A 21,370-nucleotide genomic window follows, 5' to 3' on the forward strand; every position below is an offset into this window, starting at 1 on the left:
CTACACGTAAGAGATATTTGCCACGCACTAAGTTTCAGTCTCGCCCGCAAATTTCTCACGTAATTTATCAAGAGCACGTTTGTAACGCATTTTTGTAGCACTCAAACCCATATGCATGATGTCAGCGATTTCCTGAAACTCCAGTTCTGCGACAAATCGTAGCACCAGAATTTCACGGTCAATCGGGTTCACATGCACCAACCAGCGATCAAGTCCGCCCTTTTCCTCGGGTGCTGGCGCCTTCTCTTCAGACGCTTCCTCGAGGGGGTCAAGACTCAACGCGTCCATCAAGCGACGCTTTCGCCGCTCCTTGCGATACTGCGTGATGCACTCGTTGTACGTGATGCTATATAGCCATGTCTTGAACTTCGATTTGCCCTCGAAGTTCTTCAGGCCATACAGCACCTTGAGCATCACTTCCTGACAGACATCATCCGCATCTCTATCGTTCCCTAAATACCTTGAACAAACGTTGAACAGAGTGCGTTGATATCTGCGCATCAATTCTTCGTACGCGCGTGTTACGTGAAACAGCTCCGTGTGCGAGCGCGCGACCAACTCCTCATCAGAGAGCTCACGGGGGTCATAGCGCGTGGACAGCGTTTGGGCTTTATTCAAAACAAGTCGTGCCGACAGTCAGGTCAATGTCCGCTACAGCCCGGCTACCCGGGTTTGCGGCGGCGTACATTAGCAGGGTTTGCCGGGTTAGCGGCTACTGACCTGCTGCTCCAGGAGGATCCGGTTGGACAGCGACACCAGGTCGCCGTCATCGGTCAGCACCGTCGTCTTGACTGTGCCGATCTCCTCGATCTGTCCTTCGACCTCGCCTATACGCACCTGTTGCCCAACCTGATACAGCTCACGCACATAGATTCCCGCAAGAATCTGCCCGGCAATTTCCCGGCTTCCCAACCCCATGGCCAGCGCAACGGCCAGACCAACGGTAATCAAAACGATCACGATCACGTGGTTGAGCAGGTCAGTCTTGACCTCCAACTGGCTGATCGCGACCGAAATACTGATGATGATGACCAGCCCCTGGGCAATCCGCCCAAGGCCGGCAGCATAGTCCAACCCCACGCCTTCAGCGGCGCCGCGCACCAGCCCATTGGCCAGTTGCGCCAGCAAAACACCTACCAGCAGTACCAGCGCGCCGCCGAAAACCTTCGGCAAATACAGTGCCAGCATGTCGAGCGTAGCTGAAACTCGCTCAAGGCCAAGGGATTGAGCCGCAGAAACCAGAAAAATAAGTAGAACGAACCAATAGACGATCTTGCCGATCAGGGTGGAAATCGGCACTTGCAGGCCGGCACGTCCCAGCAGCTTGGTCAGGCCGGTGCCTGCCATCAAGCGATCCAGGCCGAGTTTTGCGAGCAATTTGGACAGCAGGGTGTCGAGCAGCTTGGCCACGACAAAGCCCAGCAGTACCAGGACCAAGGCACCAAACAGGTTGGGAATGAAGTTCGCCACCTTGGTCCACAATGCGGTCATCGCGGTGACCAGGCTCTGGGTCCAGAGATCAAGTTCCATATTCAATCAGCCTTATCAGCAGTGCGAGCAAGAGGTTTACGACGGGACACCGGCGATACGTGGGCCGAACCATTGTTCAGGGCCATCATCAACGCCGGCAGCCAACGACCGAGCAGGCCGAACAGGTCACCCGCCCCTACCTGACGGTTGGCGGTTTTCAACACGCGGCCCAGGCAGGCATCGTCATCCCGGTTGGATGGCGAGGCATTGAGCATGTCACGCAAAGACTGTTCGAACGGATCGTGCATAAAGACCTCTCGCAAGTGATTTAAAAGACGAGGGTAAAATTCTTGGGGTCACATGGGACCTTTCCTACGTTCAGGTCATATTCAGGTCAAACCCAGCGTAATCGTCGAAAAAGCCACCATTGTCCGAGCGCAACTGCCACCATCATCAGGCAGGCAATCACGAATCCGTAGGGGCTGGCGGAGAACGGAATACCGCCCACATTGATGCCCAGCAAGCCGGTGAGAAAACTCATCGGCAGGAAGATCCCGGTAATGATGCCGAAGCGGTACATGGTGTGGTTCATGCGCACGCTCAAGCGCCGGTCTTCAGCCTCCAGCACAAGCCCCACGCGCTCCCGGGTCAATTCAAGCTCTTCCAGGTAGCGGGTCAGGCTGTTGTTCAATTCGTTCCAATAGTCGGCATCGTCGTCACAAAACCACGGCAATTTGATTCGCGTCAGTTGGGCAAAAATATCCCGCTGCGGCGCGAGGAATCGCTTCAGCCCAGCGGCTCGCCGACGGATCTGCAAAACGTTGCCATGCTCCGGGGTATACCGTTCGTCGGCATCGAGTTTTTCTTCTTCGGAATCGACGATTTCAGACAGGTCAGTGACCAGGTCCTGCACTTTATGGGTCAGGTACTGCGCCATATAAAGGATGAGTTCCGAAGCGGTTTTCGGCCCTTTGCCGTCCGCCAGCTGCACCAGCAGCTCGTCAGTGGCGCGCAAGGGGCGCAGACGCAGGGAAATCACACGATTGGCCGCCGCAAAGATCCGCACCGAGACCATGTCTTCCGGCTCGGCGCCCGGGTTGAGGTTGATCCCGCGCAGAAACAGCAGCAATTCGTCATCCGGCAGCGGCAACAAGCGCGGACGGGTGTTTTCTTCCAGCAGCAAGTCGCAGGCGAACTCGCTCAAGCCACTGGACCGGCGCAGCCAGGTCTGGGTCTGCGGATGGCTGCGATCCCAATGCAGCCACAGGCTTTCCTGCGGTTGCAGTTGCAGGTCGTCTAGCTCAGTCCGGGCAATCGAACGCGCGCCGCCTTTACCGTCCAGCACCAGGGCATGCACCAGCCCCCATTGCGCGTTTTCTTCCTCGAACATCCTCACCCCTTTGGTCTGCAGCGGTTTATTCAGGCATTTTCAGCGGGCTTGGCGACACGATCACGCCGTTATTGTCGGCATACACGTACTCACCCGGACGGAATGTCACGCCGGCAAAGGTCACGACCACGTTCAGGTCGCCAATGCCGCGCTTGTCGGTCTTCATCGGATGCGTCGCCAGTGCCTGCACCCCCAGGTCGGTCTGGGCAATGACATCAACGTCGCGGATGCAACCGTAGATCACCATCCCTTCCCAGCCGTTTTTCGCGGCTTTCTCGGCGATCATGTCACCCAGCAACGCGCGGCGCAGGGAGCCGCCACCGTCCACCACCAGCACTTTGCCGGCGCCCGGCAGGTCGGCTTGCGCCTTGACCAGGGAGTTGTCTTCGAAGCACTTGATGGTGACGATCTCGCCACCAAAGGAATCTCGGCCGCCAAAATTGCTGAACATCGGCTCAAGCACCTGCACCAGTTCAGGGTAGGCGTCGCACAGGTCGGGGGTCACGTAATGGTTCATTGAAAAATTCCTTTCTGCCAAAGAGGTGTCTTTCGAAAGAAGCGCCAGGCACAGCGGGGGCAGACCTTCCCATCCCCGACGGCGCAACGCAATAGCCACTGCGCGACTGAATATGACCAGAAGCGTTTAACGCGTCATATCTTAGCCGCAACCACACACGAGTGAAACGCCCTTGGCAGAGCGCTTCGTCAAACCGTTGCCGCCACCTCCGATTGTGCCCCGAATAAAGGTGTCAGCGGGTCTTTCAGCCATTGCGCCACCAACGGCCAGACCTCGGCCTGGGCGGCCTTGCTGACCAGCATCTCCACATGACCGAAATCCCCGGTAAACCCTTGTTGGCGGCCCAGGCACAGGTATTGACGGTGCTCTGAACCGACTTGCTCGAACAACTTGCGACACGCCCAGTCCGGGTCTTGCTGGTCACCCGCCGCACTCACCGCCAGCAGCGGCACATCGACCTCTGCCAAGCCTTTCCACCAATCGTTCTTGCCTTCGCCAAAGCGGCCAAACAGGCCGTTCCAGCGCATGGCCTCGATCATCACACCGGCCGGTTCGTCCTCGGGGCCGCGCTTTAGGCGCGAGCCGGAGACCTCGCCGAAGCGTTTCAACAGCAAGCGGCCCGTCCACTCCACCGGCGGCAGTTTCAACGGCCAATGGGTGCGGCTGACCTGGCTGCCAAACAGCGCCACCGACGCCACTGCCGGCGCACCCAGGTGCTGCCCGCCAAGGGCCGCCGCCAGGCTGATGCCACCCAGGGAATGGCCGATCCAATGGGGCACCTGCGCACTTTGCTCGCGCACAAACGCGCCGATCGCCGGCAAATCGTAACGCGCGTAGTCGGCCACGCGGTTGCGGGCATAGTCATGATTGCGCTTGGACAGGCCATGGCCGCGCATTTCCGGGATCCAGACATCAAACCCCAACCGCGCCAGGTAAGCGCCCAGGCCGATGCCTTTAGGCGAGTACCAGAAGCGCCGGTTGGAAAAACTGCCATGCAATAAAATAACCGGGATGCCCCGGTTTTCCGGGACATCGGCCAGGCCCAAGCGGGTCACGGCCAACTCGACGGTACCGTCGGGGCTGTTACCGGGCTTGAGGCGGTACACGTCTTCACTCAGGTCGCCACGACGTTCAGCGCTGATCAGGGCGACGGGAAACAGGTTGCTGCTGCTTTGCATAATGCTCTTGCACAAAAAAGGGCGGCGTCCGCAAGGATTCCCGCCCTGTACAGATAAGAATGCCGGTCACCCTGTGAGAGTGACCGGCACTTTTGACGTAACGACCTTAGACGGACGCTTGGCCTTCTGCCAGGAAGAACCAGGTTTCCAGCACGGAGTCGGGGTTCAGCGAGACACTTTCGATGCCCTGCTCCATCAGCCATTTGGCCAGGTCAGGGTGGTCGGAAGGGCCTTGGCCGCAGATGCCGATGTACTTGCCAGCCTTGTTGCAGGCCTGGATGGCATTGGCCAGCAGCTTCTTGACCGCAGGATTACGCTCGTCGAACAAGTGGGCAATGATCCCCGAGTCGCGGTCCAGGCCCAGGGTCAGCTGGGTCAGGTCGTTGGAGCCGATGGAGAAACCGTCGAAGAACTCCAGGAACTCTTCAGCCAGGATCGCGTTGGACGGCAGTTCGCACATCATGATCACGCGCAGGCCGTTTTCACCACGGGTCAGGCCATTTTCGGCCAGCAAGTCCACCACCTGGCTCGCCTCGCCCAGGGTGCGCACGAACGGCACCATGATCTCGACGTTGGTCAGGCCCATCTCGTTGCGCACGCGCTTGAGGGCGCGGCACTCGAGCTCAAAGCAGTCACGGAACGATTCGCTGATGTAACGCGAAGCGCCACGGAAGCCCAGCATCGGGTTTTCTTCTTCCGGCTCGTAGAGCTTGCCGCCGATCAGGTTGGCGTATTCGTTGGACTTGAAGTCCGACAGACGCACGATGACCTTTTTCGGGTAGAACGCCGCCGCCAGGGTGCTGATGCCTTCGACCAGTTTCTCGACATAGAAGCCGACAGGGTCGTTGTAGCCGGCGATGCGCTTGTCGACGCTTTCCTTGAGGTCCAGCGGCAGGCCGTCGTAGTTCAGCAAGGCCTTGGGGTGCACGCCGATCATGCGGTTGATGATGAACTCCAGGCGGGCCAGGCCCACACCGGCGTTCGGCAACTGTGCGAAATCAAAGGCGCGGTCCGGGTTGCCGACGTTCATCATGATCTTGAACGGCAGGTCCGGCATCGCGTCGATGGAGTTCTGCTTGATATCGAAGCCCAGCTCGCCTTCGAAGATGAAACCGGTGTCGCCTTCGGCACAAGACACGGTAACGCCCTGGCCATCTTTGAGCAGTTGGGTGGCGTTGCCGCAGCCCACGACCGCCGGAATGCCCAGTTCACGGGCGATGATCGCCGCGTGGCAAGTACGCCCGCCACGGTTGGTGACGATGGCGCTGGCGCGCTTCATCACCGGTTCCCAGTCCGGGTCGGTCATGTCGGAGACCAGTACGTCACCTGGCTGGACTTTGTCCATTTCGGACACGTCCTTGATGATCCTTACCTTGCCGGCGCCGATGCGCTGGCCAATGGCGCGACCTTCCACCAGCACGGTGCCGGTTTCTTTCAGCAGGTAGCGTTCCATGACGTTGGCCGAGGTGCGGCTCTTCACGGTTTCAGGACGGGCCTGCACGATGTACAGCTTGCCGTCGTCACCGTCCTTGGCCCATTCGATGTCCATCGGGCACTTGTAGTGCTTTTCGATGATCATCGCTTGCTTGGCCAATTCGCTGACTTCAGCGTCAGTCAGGCAGAAACGCGCGCGTTCGGCCTTGTCGACTTCAACGGTTTTTACCGAGCGACCGGCCTTGGCCTCATCGCCGTAGATCATCTTGATTGCCTTGCTGCCCAGGTTGCGGCGCAGGATGGCCGGGCGGCCGGCTTCAAGGGTGTGCTTGTGCACGTAGAATTCGTCGGGGTTGACCGCGCCTTGTACGACGGTTTCGCCCAGGCCGTAGGCACCGGTGATGAACACCACGTCACGGAAGCCCGATTCGGTGTCCAGGGTGAACATCACGCCGGCCGTGCCGGTTTCCGAACGCACCATGCGCTGCACACCGGCAGACAAGGCCACCAGCTTATGGTCGAAACCTTGGTGTACGCGGTAGGAAATGGCGCGGTCGTTGAACAGCGAGGCGAACACTTCCTTGGCCGCACGGATGACGTTTTCCACGCCGCGGATGTTGAGGAAGGTTTCCTGCTGGCCGGCGAAGGAGGCGTCCGGCAAGTCTTCGGCGGTGGCCGAAGAGCGCACGGCAACGGCCATGTCCGGGTTGCCGGCCGACAACGTGGCGAAGGCGGTACGGATTTCTTCGTTGAGCTTCTCGGGGAACTCGGCTTCCATGATCCATTGGCGGATCTGGCTGCCGGTCTTGGCCAGGGCGTTGACGTCGTCGACGTCCAGGGCGTCCAGCGCGGCGTGGATCTGGGCGTTGAGGCCGCTCAGCTCGAGGAAGTCGCGGTAGGCCTGGGCCGTGGTGGCGAAACCACCGGGGACCGAGACCCCAGCGCCTGCAAGATTACTGATCATCTCGCCGAGGGATGCGTTCTTGCCCCCCACATGCTCTACATCATGGACGCCGAGCTTATCGAGGGAAACTACGTACTCTACCAAGGTGATCTCTCCACTTTCTGTGTTGGAAAAGCTCAGGACGCCGGCTGCTCAGTAGGAGCGTTCGCCAGCGTTTGTGGCCTGGACCTGGAAAATAAGTGAGAATGCGGCCCACTGCGGGACGGCAAAATCGCGCCTATCATATCCAAGATTCGTCATCAGCTTAAGGCCCAGGGCTCAAATGAAACGATCTGCTTTCTTTATCTCCGACGGCACCGGCATTACAGCCGAAACATTGGGTCAAAGCCTGCTCGCACAGTTCGAAAACATTACCTTCGCCAAATTCACACGGCCCTATATCGACAGCGTGGATAAAGCGCGGGCCATGGTACAACAAATCAATCTGGCGGCCGAAAAAGACGGTTTTCGTCCGATCATTTTCGACACCATCGTCAACCAGGACATTCGTGAGATTCTCGCAACGTCGAATGGTTTCATGATCGACATCTTCTCCACGTTCCTGGCGCCACTGGAACAGGAGCTGAGCGAACACTCCTCCTACTCCGTAGGAAAGTCCCATTCCATTGGCCACAACTCCAACTATATGGAGCGGATCGAGGCGGTGAACTTCGCCCTCGACAACGACGACGGGGCCCGCACCCACTATTACGACAAAGCTGATTTGATCCTGGTGGGCGTGTCGCGCTGCGGCAAAACGCCCACCTGCCTGTACATGGCCATGCAGTTCGGTATTCGTGCGGCCAACTACCCGCTGACCGAAGACGACATGGAGCACCTGACGCTGCCATCGGCCCTGCGCTCGCACCGGCACAAGCTGTTTGGCCTGACCATCGACCCGGATCGCCTCACCTCCATTCGCAACGAACGCAAGCCCAACAGCCGCTACTCCAGCTACGCCCAGTGCGAATTCGAAGTGCGCGAAGTGGAAAATCTGTTCCGTCGCGAGAACATTGCGCACATCAATTCCACGCATTTTTCGGTGGAAGAGATTTCGGCGAAGATTTTGGTGGAGAAGGGTGTGGAGCGCAGGTTCAAATAATTGTGTTGCCCGGGCTGGCCTCTTCGCAGGCAAGCCAGCTCCCACATTTGACTGCATTCCAGAGTTGGATCTCGGTCAAATGTGGGAGCGGGCTTGCCCGCGAAGAACGATAACGCGGTGAGCCTGCCAATTAGAGGTGAAACCGCCCGCCCCCCTGCCCCAGCGCGGTAGCCAACGCATCAAACCCCGCCCGTAGCAACTGATCATCCCCGGACGTATTGCAGATACTCGCCCGAATAAACTGCGGCACCGCCGTCTGCCCCACGGCAAATGCCTCGGCAGTGGCGATCAGGTAATTATTCTGCTTGAGCTCCGCCTCGATTTCCGACGCCCGCCAAGGCTCTGGCACTTCAATCCAGAAGTGCGGGCTGTTGAGGTGGGTGCGGTATTGCAGGCCATTCAACAGATCTTTCACCAATGCCTTGCGCCGACTGATCTCATTGATCTGCTGGCGCAGCAGGTATTCCGCCGTGCCGTTTTCGATCCACTGGGTGGCCAGTTCGAGGGTCACCGGGGTGGCCATCCAGCACGTCGAGCGCAGCGCTGCCGAGATACGGCTGACCAGTGCCGGCGGCGCATGCACATACCCCACGCGCAGCCCGGCTGACACCGCCTTGCTCAAGCTGCTGATCAGAATCGTACGCTCGGGGGCAAAAAAACTCAGGGGTGGCGGGCGATCCTCCACCAGCACGCCGTGGGCTTCGTCTTCCAATATCAGCAGGTTGTGCTCACGGCAGACCTTGGCCAGGGCTTCCCGACGCGGGATCGACAGCACTGCCGTGGTCGGGTTCTGGATGGTCGGTGTGCAGTACAGCGCCGACACCCGGTGATTGCGGCAAACCTCATCCAGCGCGCCCGGCAGCACGCCCTCTTCGTCCATCTCCAGGCCGATCAGCCGCACGCCGAGCATACGCGCAGCGGTGATCAGCCCGGGGTAAGTCAGTTGTTCGGTGACCACCGTATCGCCCGCCCGCAACAACGCCATCATGGCGCACAACAAACCGTGCTGGCCGCCATTGACGCAGATGACCTGCTCGGGAATCGGGTGAAAGTCGCTCTGCACCAGCCACTGCGCGCCCGCCTCACGGTAGCGCGGCAAACCGGCGTCCGGGGTGTAGGCGCTGATGTCCTGGAGGAATTTGGCGTTGGTCGACAGGGTTTGGAAGCTCTGGGCCAGGAACACCGTTTCCTGACCCGGGATATGCATGTTGCGGCTCATGTCGAAGTATTGGCGCGGCTCCTCGCTGAAATTGCGAAAGCCTTCGTCGCGCTGGCGCTCCATCCCACGCTTGCGCACGAATGTGCCGTCACCCACCCGCGCCACCACCAACCCCAGGCGTTCCAGCTCGCCGTAGGCCCGGCTGATGGTGCCGATCGTCACACCCAGATTGTCGGAAAGCACCCGATGGGGCGGCAGTTTTCTTCCCGGTTCAATCAAGCCTTCGAGGATGCCCCGTTCCATGACATCGGACAGGCGCTTGTACTTCACGCCCTGCCCGTTGGACAACCCCTCACGCATAATTGACACCATGTCAATATTTGTTTTGACAGCCATCTTTCGCCCTAATAGTGTGCTTTTACGGGTTCAATCGCCGAATTTTACAACTCATTACAAGCTCAATATAGAGTTCAATTCCGGCTCAGGGAAGCAATAAACGATGCCAATGTCCGCCGTTCTCGAAAACACAACAAAAACAAATTCCCGGAAACAGTGGCTGGCTGGCCTCGTGACCAGTGTGATGTTTCTTATCGTGTGCCTGAGCTGGGGCACCACCTGGCTGGGCATCAAGATCGCCGTCGAAAGCGTGCCACCGCTGACGTCCGCAGGCTTGCGCTTCCTCATCGCCTTCCCGCTGTTTCTGTGTTTTGCCCTGGTGCGTCGCGAGCCGATCCTGTTCCCCCGTGAGAGCCGCTGGTTCTTCGTATTCGTGACCCTGTCCTACTTCAGCGTTCCCTATTACCTGCTCAACTACGGCGAGATGCATGTCTCGTCCGGCCTCACCGCCCTGCTGTTCAGCTGCATGCCGGTGTTCATCCTGATCTTCTCGGCGCTGTTCCTGCGCGAGCGCATCTACTTCTCCCAGGTCGTCGGCATCGGCATCGGTTTCGGCAGCCTCTACATGATCATCAAGAGCCAGGGCCTGCACCTGGACCACGCCGAGTTCTTCGGGGTGCTGGCAATCCTGACCGCCGCGATCATGCATGCCCTGTGCTACGTCATTACCAAGCAGAAAGGCAGCGCCATCAGCGTGATCACCTACAACACCCTGCCCATCGGCATCGCCGGGCTGATGCTGTTCGTTGCCGGCCTGTGGTTCGAAACCCCGGCCTTCGACACCATCACCCTGCGTTCCTGGAGTGCGCTGTTCTACCTGGGGCTGGTGGCGTCGGTCGGCGGGTTCATCGTGTACTTCATGCTGCTCAAGCGCCTGAGCCCGATCATCCTGTCGTTCGTGTTCATCATCTTCCCGGTGTTCGCGGTGATCATCGGCGCCTGGTACGAAGGCGTGGCGATTTCCCGTGACCTGATGCTGTACTCGGCCATCCTGCTGGCCGGCTTTGCGATCACCAAGTTGCCGATTGAAAAGCTCCTGGCCAAGAAACCTTGACCCCCTCACCACCACGCGAGAGAAACATGGACGTCCTCCGCCCAAAAGCCCTTGAACAGATCTACGCCCACGCCAACCGCAGTTACCCCGAGGAATGCTGCGGCTTCATCTTCGCCGACGGCAGCGTGTACCTGGGCAGCAATATCCAGAATGAGCTGCACCGCAAGAACCCCGAGATGTACCCGCGCAGCGCGGCCAACGGCTACACGTTTTCGGTGGCCGACACCCTGCTGATGAACAAGGCGTTTCGCAGCGACAACCCGGTGGTGGTGATCTACCACTCACACCCGGATGTCGGCGCCTATTTCAGCGATGAAGACCAGGACAAGGCCTTATTCATGGGCGAACCGATCTACCCCGTCAGCTACCTGGTGGTGGACGTTCGCCAGGGCCAGGCCCTGGGCTCAAAGCTGTTTGCCTGGGACGGCAGGCATTTCGCCCTCAACCCTTTCAACGACCTGCACACGGAGTTGTCCATGAACGCTGTCTCTTTCCCCGACATTCTGGTTCGCGTGGCCAAGCTGCCGGAATCGACCCTTGAGGGCACCGGATCGACATTGCGCGAAGTCATTGAAAACCTCTGCAGCAGTCACCCTCAGTTACGCCCGCACCTGTTCCACGAGAAGAACAACCAGCTCAAGGAACACTTCCTGTTCACCGCCGAGGAAGAACTGATCGGCGCCGACGATGCACTGCCGGAAAAAGCCCGGATCGAAGTGCTGCTCGCCACCTCGGGCGGCATGGACGTTGACGCGTTGAGTAATGAAGAGGTACAGCGCTACGTGCGCCACATCACCCTGCCCGGCGTCGGTCGCGAAGGCCAGTTGAACCTGAAGAAAGCCAAGGTGCTGATCATCGGCACCGGTGGCCTGGGCTCGCCCATCAGCCTGTACCTGGCGGCGGCCGGCGTCGGCACCCTGGGCCTGGTGGACTTCGACGTGGTGGAAAGCAGCAACCTGCAACGCCAGATCGTCCACGGCAACAGCACCCTGGGCCTGCCCAAAGTCGAGTCCGCCAAGGCGCGCCTGCAGGACCTCAACCGCCATATCCAGATCAACGCCCACGACACCGCCTTGAACGCTGACAATGCCCTGGAACTGGTGGGCGCCTACGACCTGGTGATCGACGGCACCGATAACTTCGACACCCGCTACCTCGTCAACGACGCCTGCGTACAGCTCGGCAAACCCTTGGTGTACGGCGCCATCTACCGCTTCGACGGGCAGATCAGCGTGCTCAACTACAAAGGCGGGCCGTGCTATCGCTGCCTGTTTCCTTCGGCCCCTCCCGCCGAACTGGCGCCCAATTGCAGCGCCGGTGGCGTGATCGGCGTGCTGCCCGGCGTGGTCGGGATGATCCAGGCCACCGAGGCCATCAAGTTGCTGATTGGCATTGGCGAGCCGCTGTCCGGTCGCCTGATGCGCTTCGACGCACTGGCGATGAAGTTCAGCGAAATCCGCTTCAAGCGCCGCGCCGACTGCCCCTGCTGTTCAGCGCTGCGCCACAGCGAACCGTTCACGTCGGCGGTTTGCGCCGACGCCGTACCCGTCCAACCGTCCCTGGCCGAAGAGCGCTACATCAAGCCCCGCGTGCTCAAGCAATTGCTCGAGCACCCGCGCAGTGCAGACGTGCTGGTGGATGTGCGCGACGCCAGCGAACTGGAGGTGTGCAAATTGCCAGGGGTGGTGCACATCCCCTTGGCCGAGCTGGATGGGCAACTCGACAGCCTCAGCCGCGACAACACCCATTACCTGATCTGCTACGCCGGGACCCGCGCCGAGCAAGCCGCCAGCACCTTGCTGGCGGCCGGCTTCGCCAACACCAAGGTCTTGCAGGGTGGCATGAAGCACTGGGTACGCGACGTCGAACCCGACATGCCGTTGTACTGACCCGAGGGCTGAGCAATGTTGCATAACTCGATTCTCGACGTGATCGGCCATACGCCGATCGTGCGCCTGGCGCAGTTTTCCGAAGACCTCGGCATCGAGGTCTACGCCAAGCTCGAATCCCTTAACCCGGGCGGCAGCCACAAGGCGCGCATCGCCCTGGGCATGATCCTCGACGCCGAGCGTCGCGGCGTGCTGATCCGTGATTCGGGGCAGACCATCATCGAACCCAGCGGCGGCAACACCGGCATCGGCCTGGTGATGGCCGGCAACGTGCTGGGCTACAAAGTGGTGCTGGTGATTCCCGACAACTACAGCCCCGAAAAACAGAAACTGCTGCGCCTGTACGGGGCCAAGGTGGTGCTGTCGGACAGCCGCCTGGGCAACAATTCCCACGGCGAAAAATGCATGGAGCTGCAGCTGGAAAACCCAAGCTACGTGATGCTCAACCAGCAGCGCAACGGCGCCAACCCCCAGACCCACCGCGACACCACCGCACCGGAGATCCTCCGTGCGTTCGGCGAACAGCGCGTGGACTACTTCGTCAGCGGCATCGGCACCGGGGGTCATATCACCGGCATCGGCGAAACCCTCAAGGCGGCCTGGCCGGCGCTGCGCGTGATGGGCGTGGAGCCGGAGGAATGCGACCTGCTGAAAAACCAGCACGCGCCGCACCATATCCAGGGCCTGTCGATCGGCCTGATCCCGAGCATTCTCAACGTGGATGTGCTCGACGGCATGCTCAAGGTGTCGCGCCAGGCATGCATCGACATGATGAAACGCATCATGCGCACCGACGCCATCAGCCTTGGCCTGTCCTCCGCCGCCAACATGGTAGCTATCGCCCAGTTGGCACCCGAACTGCCGCCCGAAACGGTGGTGCTGACCATGGTCTACGACAATGCCGACAGTTACCTGCCCAGTTTCGAATAACCGGTTTTCCAACCATTCAGAATGCGGGGGTGCCTCCATGGGGGGCTTTATCGACATGCAACAGCTGCACGATGAGCTGCTCACCCACCTCATCAAAACCCTGACGCCGACGCAGATGAAGCAGCTGGAACCACACCTGGCCCCGCTGATCCAGAATGCCGCCCAGGCCGTGGCCGAGGACCTGATCGCCTACGCCTACCGCGACCCGGCGTCACGCGGGCGCGGCGAGTTGATCCTGGAGTCCTACGCCTCGTTCAAGGCCGTGCTGTTCTACCGCCTGGCGCACCTGGTGTGGAACTTCCCCGACCAGACCAACGGCGTGTTTTCGCGCATCGCCCTCAAGCTCAGTAACCAGGGCAAGGTGCTCTCCGGTGCCGAAATCCACCCGGCAGCCCGCATCGGTCGGCGCTTCGTGCTGGACCACGGCTACGGCACGGTGATCGGCGAGACCTGCGAGATCGGCAACGACTGCTACATCCTCTGCGGCGTCACCCTCGGCGCGCGCGGCATCGCCAACAACCCGGATGGCAAGCGCCACCCGCGCCTGGGCAACAACGTCGAGGTCGGCTCCGGTGCCCGCGTGCTGGGCTATGTGCTGATTGGCGACAACGTGTTCATCAGCCCCTCCTGCGTGATCACCCAGGACGTGCCGGCCGGCACCAAGGTCAAGGTGGTCAACCAGATCCAGCTGCAAAAAAATGATGAATCGGACCACAGCAACTACCTGGGCGCCTTTGCCCTGGATGAGCGCCTGCACGTGGTGGGCGAGGTCAACGCCAGCCACAAGGTCACCGTGCTGGACGCCGACTTCCACCCCTTGCCGGGGTTGATGCTTGAGCCCACGGTGAAAGAACGCCATCACCTGCAATTTCGCCTGCGCCGCCTTGAGTTCGGCAACCACCTGCCGCGCCTGCCGTTGAACCTTAAAGTCAGCGGGCCGGAATTCGAAATCACCCTGCTCTCCCCCCCTGGCTTGAGCGCAATGGTGCGTCACCTGTTGCAAGCCAGCCCACTGATTGTCGGAGGTTGAACATGTCTGTGCACACCATGGAGACCCTGGCGCTGTTCGACAGCGCGCCTTACCAGAACACCTTCAGCGCCCGAGTGATTGCGGTCGGCGAGCACGGCATTGCCCTTGAGCACACGCTGTTCTACCCCACAGGTGGTGGCCAGCCAGGAGACACTGGCTACTTCACCCTGGCGGATGGCACGCGGGTCGAGGTGGTGGGAACGGTCCGCGACCCGGTGATGCGCTCGATCATCTGGCACCAGGTGGAACATTGCCCTGGGCAATTGACCGTTGGAGCACAGGTGGACGCGGGCCTGGACTGGGAGCGCCGCTACCAGCACATGAAGATGCACACCTGCCTGCACCTGTTGTGCTCACTGATCGACGCGCCGGTGACCGGTTGCAGCATCAGTGCCGACAAAGGCCGCCTGGATTTCGACCTGCCGGAAATGACACTCGACAAAGACAACCTCACCCACGACCTGAATGCGCTGATCCAGCAGGCTCACGCGGTCAACACCCTGTCGATGCCCGCCACGGAATACGCCACCCTGCTGCAGATCACACGCACCCAGGCGGTGGCACCGCCAGTGATCCAGGGTTCGGTACGGGTGATCGAAATTGCCGGGATCGATATCCAACCGTGCGGCGGCACCCACGTGGCCAACACCGAGGAAATCGGCCGGGTGTTCTGCGAAAAGATCGAGAAGAAGAGCAAGCACAATCGCCGGGTGATCCTGCGCTTTGAGTGAGCGACCGAGGCTAGCGTGGGTGTTGCCCCACACTAGCCAATACCCCAGGTTTACTTTTTATTGCTTGCTGACTTGCTGGGTCAGGTCTTCGAAGCGTTTTTCAAGCGTCGACATGGTCTGCTCGAAGTACTGTTCCATCCGATCGATCTGAGCCTCAAGATTCTGGTTTTCCTGCTTGAGGTAATCAATGCTGGCCGTTGCTGGCGCTGTTGGAGCATGGGTAGACGCGGCAGGCGTTTGGGCCGTTTCGTGCTCCGGTGAAGCCGTCTGGCCGGCGTCCGATTGCGCAGGAACCGTTTGGTCTTGAGGCGCACGGTTGTTGAGCAGTTGAGCCAAGTTATCCAAACGTTCCGTGAGGGTTTTCATCGCCGTATTGAAGGCGTCGAGTAACCGCTTGAACTCACTTTGTAGCCTGGTGATATCTGCTGACAGTTGGCCAACCCCTTGAGCGCTCTGAGCATCAGCAACCGGGGCCTGGGTAGCCGGTGTAGCAGCGGCGTCAGACGGCGCGACTTGCCCCTCGGCTTGCCGGTTCTCTGGCTGGGTCTGCGCAGCCACGGGCGCCTGCTCAGGCTTGGGGGCCGAAGTACTGAGCTGCTGAGTCAGGCCTTCTATTTTTGTATTGAGCTCAGTGATCTTCGCCGAGAACTTTGAGATCAAGGCCTTGTACTTGGCGACAAGGTTCTGATTTTTCTGCGTCAATTCTGCCAACTCGCCGTTGGGCTCGGCGCCCTGGGGCTGCCGATTGACGATGCTGTTATGCCTGGAAAACTGGCCACGTTGCTCTGCCCCCACCGGAGGGCGGGGCGGCATGGATTCGGTCGTGGTAGTGGCTGGGCGGGTGCTTGGGTCACTGGAAGAAGCGGATTGCGGTGTTGGCGGCATTTCGTAGCGATATTGGGGCGCATACTGCTGATTATTGACACTGTTCATAAAGCACCTCTCAGTTTCGCGGTTGGCCCGCGTGCAGGGTTTGTCAGACGATTTGGCTAACAAGTCATCCAGCTACCTGATTGGCACGTATAGGAAACCAGTTCCCTGAGGCAGAGAAATCCACGTGGGTATTTGTTTCAGGGTAAAAAAACCGTCGATACCCAAGCCACGTTTCGTACAGGAAACTGACAGGAAATTTATGCGCTTGTAACATTCAGAAACGTACAATCCCGCCTGTGGCCATCCTCCCCTGATGCGCTGCAAACCGACCATGGAAAAGAGCGCCCGCCCATTCCCGGTGGGTCTTTCGAACAGAAGCTAAGCTCACCCCCATCGCACCTCTCTAGAACCTGAACGCTGCAGGAATGACTGCCTATGAACAAAGTGTTCCGCCACTACATCCCGGCGTCCACATTGCGCTTGCTGCCCAACCGTTGGGATTTGGTCGCCCTGCCGCTGGTAATCGGCTTCCTCCTGTTTTTCTCCATCACTGCCCGTGAAACCTGGGCGCCCATCACCACCCTGCAAAGCGAAGTCATTTCCCTCGACCCGGCCAACCTGCCGGAATACGCGATGCGCACCACCCTGCGCATGCTCGCGGCGATGGTCGCAGCGTTGGTGTTCACCTTTTTGTACGGCACCCTGGCCGCCAAAAGCCGGCGCGCCGAGAAACTGCTGGTGCCGGTCCTCGACATCCTGCAATCGGTACCGGTGCTGGGGTACATCTCGTTCACGGTGACGTTTTTCCTGCTGCTGTTTCCCGGGCGCGTGCTGGGGGCCGAGTTCGCGGCGATTTTTGCGATCTTCACCAGCCAGGCCTGGAACATGACGTTCAGCTTCTACCAGTCGCTGCGCATGCTGCCCCATGACCTGGTGGAAGTGTCCACCAACCTGCGGCTCTCCGGCTGGCAGAAGTTCTGGAAGCTCGACGTGCCGTTCGCCATGCCGGGGCTGGTGTGGAACATGATGATGAGCATGTCCGGGGGCTGGTTTTTCGTGGTTGCCTCCGAAGCCATCACCGTGGGCGACAAGACCATTACCCTGCCCGGCGTGGGTTCGTACCTGGCCCTGGCCATTGCCCAAAAAGACCTGCACGCCGTGGGCTACGTGATACTGGCGATGATCGCGGTGATCCTGATCTACGACCAGTTCCTGTTCCGTCCGCTGGTGGCCTGGGCCGACAAGTTCCGCATGGAAACCACCGCGTCCCAAGGCGACGCGCCGCAATCCTGGGTGCTGAACCTGATTCAACGCACACGCATCGTGCAGCGCATCCTGCGCCCCATCACCCGTGCGATCAGCCGTATCGGCAACAAGCGCTTCAGCCTCGCCGGCGGTGCATTCAAGGCATTGCCGGTAGAAACACCCGCCGCGTCAAAAGTGATCGACTGGGTGTGGGGCACGCTGATTGCCCTGATGGCCGCCTATGCGCTGTATCACATCGTGATGTACGTCGGCACCGAAGTGGGCCTGGCCGAAGTGGGCCACGTGCTGGTGCTGGGCCTGATTACCCTGCTGCGGGTGGCCGGGCTGATCCTGATCGCCTCGCTGATCTGGGTGCCCCTGGGCGTGATGATCGGCCTGCGCCCCAAGCTGGCAGAGAAGATTCAGCCACTGGCGCAGTTCCTCGCGGCGTTCCCGGCGAACCTGCTGTTCCCGGTGTTCGTCATCGTGATCCTGCACTACCACCTCAACCCGGATATCTGGCTGAGCCCGCTGATCGTGCTGGGCACCCAGTGGTACATCCTGTTCAACGTGATTGCCGGCGCCACCGCGTTCCCCAACGACTTCAAGGAAGCCGCCGCCAACTTCCGCATTCGCGGCTGGTTGTGGTGGCGCAAGGTGATGCTGCCGGGGATTTTCCCCTACTACGTCACCGGCGCCATCACCGCCTCAGGCGGGGCGTGGAACGCCAGCATCGTGTCCGAGTACGTGTCCTGGGGCCAGGACAATGTGGTCGCCCACGGGCTGGGCGCCTACATCGCACAAACCACGGCGGCCGGCGACTTCCCGAAGATCGCCCTGGGCGTAGTGGTGATGTCGATCTTTGTGGTGGCGTTCAACCGCGCGGTCTGGCGACCGATGTACGCCATTGCTGAAAACAAACTTCGTTTGAACTGACGGGATGCGTCGTGATGACTACCTCTACTGAACACACCGTCGACACCCCGGAAATCTACTCGCTGAAAAACGTGAACCGGGTGTTCGGCAAAGGCAAGGACGAGCTGCAAGTCCTCAGCGGCGTGGACCTGAGCCTGCACGAGGGCGAAATCGTCGGCATGCTGGGCCGTTCCGGCTCCGGCAAGTCGACCTTGCTGCGCATCATCGCCGGCCTGATCCAGCCGTCGTCGGGCGAAGTCCGCTACCAGGGCGCCCCGCTCAACGGCCCGGCCGAAGGCGTGGCCATGGTGTTCCAGACCTTCGCCCTGTTCCCCTGGCTGACCGTGCTGGAAAACGTGGAAGCCGGCCTGCAAGCCCTGCAGGTCGAGCGCAAGGAAACCCGCCGCCGCGCCCTGGCGGCCATCGACCTGATCGGCCTGGATGGCTTCGAAAACGCCTACCCGCGTGAGTTGTCCGGAGGCATGCGCCAGCGCGTGGGCTTTGCCCGGGGCCTGGTGGTCAACCCGACCCTGCTGCTCATGGACGAACCCTTCTCGGCCCTCGACGTACTCACCGCAGAAACCCTGCGCACCGACCTGCTGGACCTGTGGAGCGGCAAGCAGCTGCCGATCAAGTCGATCCTGATCGTGACCCACAACATCGAAGAAGCGGTGTTGATGTGCGACCGCATCCTGGTGCTGTCCTCCAACCCCGGCCGTGTGGTGGCCGAGATCAAGGTGCCGTTTGCCCACCCGCGCAATCGCCTGGACCCGACCTTCCGGCAGATGGTCGACGACATCTACGCACTGATGACCGACCGCCGCAGCGCCGATGCCAGCGCCGGCAAACCGGAGCTGAAAATGGGCAGCCTGCTGCCGGAAGTGTCCACCAACCTGATGGCCGGCCTGATCGAAACCCTGGCCGCCGAGCCCTATAACGGCCACGCCGGCTTGCCCACCGTGGCCGAGCGCCGCTTGCTGGAAGTCGACGACCTGTTCCCGGTGGCGGAGATGCTGGAGCACCTGGGCTTCGCCGAGCTAAAAGGCGCCGACATCACCCTCACCGACGCCGGCAAGCTGTTCGCCGACTACGGCACCCAGGAACGCAAGACCCTGTTCGCCGAGCATTTGATCCAGCACGTGCCGTTGGCCGCGCGTATTCATCAGGTGCTGCTTGAACGCAGCGGGCACCGTGCGCCACGAGTGCGTTTCGAGCAGGAACTGGAAGACTCGATGACCGAAGCCTTCGTGGAGAAAACCCTGGAAAGCGTGGTGGCCTGGGGGCGGTATGCGGAGATCTTCTCCTATGACGACCATACCGAGACGTTCAGCCTGGAAGATGTTGAAGGCAGTATGTAAAACCCTCGACCAACACCATCCCAATGTGGGAGCTGGCTTGCCTGCGATAGCAATAGTGAATCCACTACCGCCATCGCAGGCAAGCCAGCTCCCATACAAGCCCCATTTCACAGTGGATCGGCGGTGTTGGTCAGATCACGAACAGGTCCATGAACCGGTTCACCGGCGTGGCTTCAAGCCGCGCCGGATCCTTGCACAACGCAAAAATCTCCCCGCTGCGCTGTGCGGTAAACCGCGTGGCCAGGTTGGCCTTGAACTTGTCTTCCAGCAACGGAATGCCGTCCACCCGGCGACGGCGATGCCCGATCGGGTACTCCACCGCCACTTGCTCGGTGCTGGACCCGTCCCTAAAAAACACCTGCACGGCGTTGGCAATGGAGCGTTTGTCCGCCTCCAGGTACTCGCGGCTGTAGCGCGGGTCTTCGACGATCACCATCTTGTCGCGCAGTTCATCGATGATCGGGTGGGCGGCGTGGAAGTCATCTTCGTACTGCTCGGCCACCAGGTTGCCGAACGCCAGCGGCACGGCCGTCATGTATTGCAGGCAATGGTCGCGGTCAGCCGCGTTGGCCAACGGGCCTACCTTGGAAATGATGCGGATCGCCGACTCGTGGGTGGTGATCACGATGCGTTCGATTTCAGGCAAACGGTTTTTCACCAACGGGTGCAATGTCACCGCCGCTTCGCAGGCCGTTTGCGCGTGGAACTCGGCCGGGAAGCTGATCTTGAACAGCACGTTTTCCATCACGTAGGTGCCGTAAGGCTGGGGCAGGCTGAACGCACGCTTGTCCTCGGGCTTGAGCGCAAGGTCCTTGTTGGTGTGGCTGAACAGCACGTCGTAGAAGCCCCATTGCGGCGCGCTCAACACACCGGGAATGCCCATCTCGCCGCGCAGGGCGATATCTGCCAGGCGCACGCCACGGCTCGACGCGTCCCCCGCCGCCCAGGATTTGCGTGAGCCAGCGTTCGGTGCGTGGCGGTACGTGCGCAACGCTTGCCCATCGACAAACGCGTGGGACAAGGCCGCCAGCAACTGCTCGCGGTTGGCGCCCATCAACTTGGCGGTGACGGCGGTGGAGGCGACTTTCACCAGCAGCACATGGTCGAGGCCGACGCGGTTAAAGGAATTTTCCAGGGCAATCACACCCTGGATTTCGTGGGCCATGATCATGGCTTCCAGCACCGCGCGCACCGTCAGTGGCGCGTCACCATTGGCCACGCGTTTTTGCGACAGATGATCCGCCACGGCGAGGATGCCGCCGAGGTTGTCCGAAGGGTGACCCCATTCGGCAGCGAGCCAGGTGTCGTTGTAGTCGAGCCAGCGCACGATGCAACCGATGTCCCACGCGGCCTTTACCGGGTCCAGGCGCAACGAAGTGCCGGGTACACGAGCGCCGAACGGCACCACCGTGCCCTCGACAAGGGGCCCCAGGTGCTTGGTGCACTCGGGGAAACGCAGGGCCAGCAGGCCGCAACCGAGGGTGTCCATCAGGCAGTTGCGGGCGGTATCCAGTGCCTCACGGGAATCGATCCGGTAGTTGAGGACGTAATCGGCAATGTCCTGCAGGACCTGGTCGTAGTCCGGGCGGTTGTTCTGGTCGACGTTGGCGCTCATGGCAGTACTCCAAGAAAGTTAGGGGTTCTTCCATCCTCAGGGTCAGGGTTGATGTTCCATAGTGGGTCTTATTGCCCACCTTATGTGTAGGAGCCGGCTTGCCGGCGATGAGGCCCTTTAGGCATGCGCCCCCTTCAAGGC

General features: G+C 60.6%; 18 protein-coding genes. 8 read left to right on the forward strand and 10 right to left on the reverse strand.

Annotated elements, in window-relative coordinates:
* Positions 1–27: 27 nt before the first annotated feature.
* The 7 genes from sigX to ppsA all read right to left on the reverse strand — a co-directional run bounded on the left by sigX (position 28) and on the right by ppsA (position 7,037).
* The gene (gene sigX / locus AC07SU_RS28165) at positions 28–618 is read right to left on the reverse strand and encodes an RNA polymerase sigma factor SigX (protein ID WP_003193286.1); all 591 of its coding nucleotides are present in this window, start codon (positions 616–618) and stop codon (positions 28–30) included.
* An 87-nt stretch (positions 619–705) separates the two neighbouring features.
* Positions 706–1,530 carry a mechanosensitive ion channel family protein gene (locus AC07SU_RS28170; protein ID WP_122717981.1) on the reverse strand — a complete coding sequence of 275 codons (825 nt, stop codon included), beginning with the start codon at positions 1,528–1,530 and terminating at the stop codon, positions 706–708.
* Positions 1,531–1,532: 2 nt separating this feature from the next.
* Complete coding sequence (locus AC07SU_RS28175) at positions 1,533–1,778, reverse strand: hypothetical protein (protein WP_005790375.1); 246 nt, start codon at positions 1,776–1,778, stop codon at positions 1,533–1,535.
* Between the two features lie 86 nt (positions 1,779–1,864).
* A complete protein-coding gene (locus AC07SU_RS28180; protein WP_494998926.1) occupies positions 1,865–2,860 on the reverse strand; it encodes a zinc transporter ZntB in 996 nt (331 codons plus the stop codon).
* 25 nt (positions 2,861–2,885) lie between these two features.
* The gene (rraA, locus tag AC07SU_RS28185) at positions 2,886–3,377 is read right to left on the reverse strand and encodes a ribonuclease E activity regulator RraA (protein WP_494998927.1); all 492 of its coding nucleotides are present in this window, start codon (positions 3,375–3,377) and stop codon (positions 2,886–2,888) included.
* A gap of 188 nt (positions 3,378–3,565) precedes the next feature.
* A complete protein-coding gene (locus AC07SU_RS28190; RefSeq protein WP_176996338.1) occupies positions 3,566–4,555 on the reverse strand; it encodes an alpha/beta fold hydrolase in 990 nt (329 codons plus the stop codon).
* Positions 4,556–4,661: 106 nt separating this feature from the next.
* Positions 4,662–7,037, reverse strand: coding sequence for a phosphoenolpyruvate synthase (ppsA, locus tag AC07SU_RS28195; RefSeq protein ID WP_176996339.1), 2,376 nt, complete (start codon positions 7,035–7,037; stop codon positions 4,662–4,664).
* Between the two features lie 178 nt (positions 7,038–7,215).
* On the opposite strand from ppsA, the gene ppsR reads away from it, so the two are divergent.
* Positions 7,216–8,034 carry a posphoenolpyruvate synthetase regulatory kinase/phosphorylase PpsR gene (gene ppsR / locus AC07SU_RS28200; RefSeq protein ID WP_176996340.1) on the forward strand — a complete coding sequence of 273 codons (819 nt, stop codon included), beginning with the start codon at positions 7,216–7,218 and terminating at the stop codon, positions 8,032–8,034.
* Positions 8,035–8,164: 130 nt separating this feature from the next.
* Here ppsR and AC07SU_RS28205 read toward each other — a convergent pair whose 3' ends face one another.
* Positions 8,165–9,589 (reverse strand): aminotransferase-like domain-containing protein, encoded by a 1,425-nt coding sequence (locus AC07SU_RS28205; RefSeq protein WP_494998928.1) that lies wholly within the window; start codon positions 9,587–9,589, stop codon positions 8,165–8,167.
* A gap of 160 nt (positions 9,590–9,749) precedes the next feature.
* Here AC07SU_RS28205 and AC07SU_RS28210 point away from each other — a divergent pair, with 160 nt between their 5' ends.
* From AC07SU_RS28210 to AC07SU_RS28230, 5 genes are read left to right on the forward strand one after another with little or no spacing between them, the layout of a single operon-like run.
* Positions 9,750–10,643 (forward strand): DMT family transporter, encoded by an 894-nt coding sequence (locus AC07SU_RS28210; RefSeq protein ID WP_176996383.1) that lies wholly within the window; start codon positions 9,750–9,752, stop codon positions 10,641–10,643.
* 26 nt (positions 10,644–10,669) lie between these two features.
* Positions 10,670–12,532 (forward strand): molybdopterin-synthase adenylyltransferase MoeB, encoded by a 1,863-nt coding sequence (gene moeB / locus AC07SU_RS28215; RefSeq protein WP_494998929.1) that lies wholly within the window; start codon positions 10,670–10,672, stop codon positions 12,530–12,532.
* A 15-nt stretch (positions 12,533–12,547) separates the two neighbouring features.
* Entirely contained in the window at positions 12,548–13,462 is a 915-nt protein-coding gene (locus AC07SU_RS28220) for a PLP-dependent cysteine synthase family protein (protein WP_494998930.1), read from the forward strand.
* 37 nt (positions 13,463–13,499) lie between these two features.
* A complete protein-coding gene (locus AC07SU_RS28225; RefSeq protein ID WP_176996344.1) occupies positions 13,500–14,492 on the forward strand; it encodes a serine O-acetyltransferase in 993 nt (330 codons plus the stop codon).
* Between the two features lie 2 nt (positions 14,493–14,494).
* Positions 14,495–15,223: an alanyl-tRNA editing protein gene (locus tag AC07SU_RS28230; protein WP_494998931.1), complete on the forward strand. Its 729-nt coding sequence runs from the start codon at positions 14,495–14,497 to the stop codon at positions 15,221–15,223.
* Positions 15,224–15,280: 57 nt separating this feature from the next.
* On the opposite strand, the gene AC07SU_RS28235 is transcribed toward AC07SU_RS28230, so the two are convergent.
* A complete protein-coding gene (locus AC07SU_RS28235) occupies positions 15,281–16,156 on the reverse strand; it encodes a hypothetical protein (RefSeq protein ID WP_494998932.1) in 876 nt (291 codons plus the stop codon).
* Positions 16,157–16,531: 375 nt separating this feature from the next.
* On the opposite strand from AC07SU_RS28235, the gene AC07SU_RS28240 reads away from it, so the two are divergent.
* Complete coding sequence (locus AC07SU_RS28240; protein WP_176996347.1) at positions 16,532–18,277, forward strand: ABC transporter permease; 1,746 nt, start codon at positions 16,532–16,534, stop codon at positions 18,275–18,277.
* A 14-nt stretch (positions 18,278–18,291) separates the two neighbouring features.
* A complete protein-coding gene (locus AC07SU_RS28245) occupies positions 18,292–19,614 on the forward strand; it encodes an ABC transporter ATP-binding protein (RefSeq protein WP_176996348.1) in 1,323 nt (440 codons plus the stop codon).
* A gap of 130 nt (positions 19,615–19,744) precedes the next feature.
* Here the strand turns inward: AC07SU_RS28245 and prpD are convergent, their stop codons facing one another.
* A complete protein-coding gene (gene prpD / locus AC07SU_RS28250; RefSeq protein ID WP_494998933.1) occupies positions 19,745–21,229 on the reverse strand; it encodes a 2-methylcitrate dehydratase in 1,485 nt (494 codons plus the stop codon).
* Positions 21,230–21,370 lie beyond the last annotated feature (141 nt).

Source organism: Pseudomonas sp. GW821-FHT05H12, from assembly GCF_059419385.1.

Coding starts and splice junctions, on each gene's coding strand:
- AC07SU_RS28170 (WP_122717981.1), bottom strand. CDS start 1,530: ATGGAACTTGATCTCTGGACCCAGAGCCTGGTCACCGCGATGACCGCA.
- AC07SU_RS28175 (WP_005790375.1), bottom strand. CDS start 1,778: ATGCACGATCCGTTCGAACAGTCTTTGCGTGACATGCTCAATGCCTCG.
- AC07SU_RS28180 (WP_494998926.1), bottom strand. CDS start 2,860: ATGTTCGAGGAAGAAAACGCGCAATGGGGGCTGGTGCATGCCCTGGTG.
- rraA (WP_494998927.1), bottom strand. CDS start 3,377: ATGAACCATTACGTGACCCCCGACCTGTGCGACGCCTACCCTGAACTG.
- AC07SU_RS28190 (WP_176996338.1), bottom strand. CDS start 4,555: ATGCAAAGCAGCAGCAACCTGTTTCCCGTCGCCCTGATCAGCGCTGAA.
- ppsR (WP_176996340.1), top strand. CDS start 7,216: ATGAAACGATCTGCTTTCTTTATCTCCGACGGCACCGGCATTACAGCC.
- AC07SU_RS28205 (WP_494998928.1), bottom strand. CDS start 9,589: ATGGCTGTCAAAACAAATATTGACATGGTGTCAATTATGCGTGAGGGG.
- moeB (WP_494998929.1), top strand. CDS start 10,670: ATGGACGTCCTCCGCCCAAAAGCCCTTGAACAGATCTACGCCCACGCC.
- AC07SU_RS28220 (WP_494998930.1), top strand. CDS start 12,548: ATGTTGCATAACTCGATTCTCGACGTGATCGGCCATACGCCGATCGTG.
- AC07SU_RS28225 (WP_176996344.1), top strand. CDS start 13,500: ATGGGGGGCTTTATCGACATGCAACAGCTGCACGATGAGCTGCTCACC.
- AC07SU_RS28230 (WP_494998931.1), top strand. CDS start 14,495: ATGTCTGTGCACACCATGGAGACCCTGGCGCTGTTCGACAGCGCGCCT.
- AC07SU_RS28235 (WP_494998932.1), bottom strand. CDS start 16,156: ATGAACAGTGTCAATAATCAGCAGTATGCGCCCCAATATCGCTACGAA.
- AC07SU_RS28240 (WP_176996347.1), top strand. CDS start 16,532: ATGAACAAAGTGTTCCGCCACTACATCCCGGCGTCCACATTGCGCTTG.
- AC07SU_RS28245 (WP_176996348.1), top strand. CDS start 18,292: ATGACTACCTCTACTGAACACACCGTCGACACCCCGGAAATCTACTCG.
- prpD (WP_494998933.1), bottom strand. CDS start 21,229: ATGAGCGCCAACGTCGACCAGAACAACCGCCCGGACTACGACCAGGTC.